The sequence below is a fragment of the Zoogloea oryzae genome (assembly GCF_030161255.1).
GTDB lineage: Bacteria > Pseudomonadota > Gammaproteobacteria > Burkholderiales > Rhodocyclaceae > Zoogloea > Zoogloea oryzae.
In genome coordinates this window covers 379-805 of sequence record NZ_BSPX01000246.1, presented here as the reverse complement: position 1 = coordinate 805, position 427 = coordinate 379, and positions in this window count along the sequence as shown.

Here is a 427-nt window from a genome sequence, read left to right as displayed (position 1 = left end):
CCCCCCCCCCTTTTTTTTTTTCAAAAATGTGTCAAAAGCCTGGTTACGCTTATTTTGACCATTCTCCGATCATTGAATAAGTGATGATCAAGGATTCTTACTCAAAGAATCTTTGGGTTTAGCTTCGGGGCTTTATTAAATCATCGTGGTTTTAGTATGAATCTGCGGTTTAAATCAACTCATAGGCTCTCAACAAGAGAATCCCTATCACTAAAAATTCAATCCGCATTGCACAACAAAAAAAAGCAAAATAGGGAAAAGAAGAGTCAAGAGGCCTGTAATGATCATAAGAAATAAATACAAATGAGCTGACTTGATATTTTGGCATTATCATCACAAAGACGAGCTTCGTAACTTTTTTCCTTGCTATCTTCAGATAAAATCAGGAGACTAAGAAGTTGAAATGATTACATATCGGTTGAAGCAA